The organism is Corynebacterium sp. HMSC06C06, assembly GCF_001807295.1.
GTDB lineage: Bacteria > Actinomycetota > Actinomycetes > Mycobacteriales > Mycobacteriaceae > Corynebacterium > Corynebacterium striatum.
In genome coordinates this window covers 1-1,034 of the sequence record NZ_KV788517.1, presented here as the reverse complement: position 1 = coordinate 1,034, position 1,034 = coordinate 1, and the positions used below count along the sequence as shown (strand labels likewise).

Sequence of the window (1,034 nt, the reverse complement as noted above, 5' to 3'; positions counted from 1 at the left end):
CGGGGTTTCGTTTGTGGGGGTTAGTCCACGGTGCAGAGGTAGCGCTTGCCGTAGGGCGTGACGTACCAGTAATTGCCCTCGGCATCGCGGGTATACGAATCTTCGTCGGCCTTGCGTCCGTTATGGAAACGGCATAACGGCACAAGGTTTTCGACGTTCGTATCGCCGCCCTTGTTCCGCGGGATAAAGTGGTCACGCTCGCACAACAGAGCCGGGGTCACACAGCCCGGGTGAATACACTGCGGATGCAACGCAAACGCCATGAGTGTTTGCTTCTCGTTGAAGATCGGCGTCGACTTAAAGCAATCCACCGGCTCGCCCCAATCGGTCACCAGCGTGACGTAGCCGACCTCCGCCAACTTCTCCTGCACGAGCAAACGAGCCGGGCGCACCGTGCCATCCGTGGCACGAATAAGCTTGCCCTCAGCGAGGTACTCCTCATGCTCATCGAGACGAATAACTACGTGCGCAGCACGGGCTGGGGCTTGAATTTGTTCTCCGTCGGCGACGAACTGTTTGAACCCGTCGAGCAGGTCGTCGCCGGGCAGCGCGCCGAGCATGTCCATCAGCCACGGGTCTTGGGTGTTAATCACCAAACGGTGCCAGCCGTCTTTGCCATAGGTATGGCGGGCGGACTCCACGCGGGTCTTCGGCTTGGCAAGCTGCGCGCCGACCTCATCGAGCTTGGTCTCCGCCGTGCCACACAAGGTCACGCGGGCGGCGTTGGGGTCGTCGCAGCGCGCGGCGAGCACCTCGATGCGGGCGAGCACGCGCAGGGAATGGCCGGCAGCGCGGGCGGCCTTGCGGGCCTCGGCGATGCCTTTGGGCTTAGTGCGCCAGTAGACGGCGGCCAAGGGGTGGATGAACTTGGCGTCGGCGAGTGTTAGGCCGCGGTCGCGTAGTTCAGCCACGCTAAGGCCAGCGGCTTCCTTGAGAGAATCGACGCCGAGAGCAAGGGCATCGAAGATCGAGACGGTCATGCCACGGAGGATAAAGAGGCATCGGAAAGCCTGCAACCGATTGTCCAATGTATT

General features: G+C 61.9%; 1 protein-coding gene. It reads right to left on the bottom strand.

Translation table 11 applies throughout. The features are described from left to right. Positions 1 to 20: 20 nt before the first annotated feature. On the bottom strand, positions 21 to 980 hold the full coding sequence (locus HMPREF3153_RS10395) for an HNH endonuclease signature motif containing protein (RefSeq protein WP_141740947.1): 960 nt from the start codon (positions 978 to 980) through the stop codon (positions 21 to 23). Between the last annotated feature and the right edge of the window lie 54 nt (positions 981 to 1,034).

Bases quoted from the DNA above. Each gene is read 5' to 3' on its own strand.
- HMPREF3153_RS10395 (WP_141740947.1), bottom strand. From the start codon at position 980: ATGACCGTCTCGATCTTCGATGCCCTTGCTCTCGGCGTCGATTCTCTC.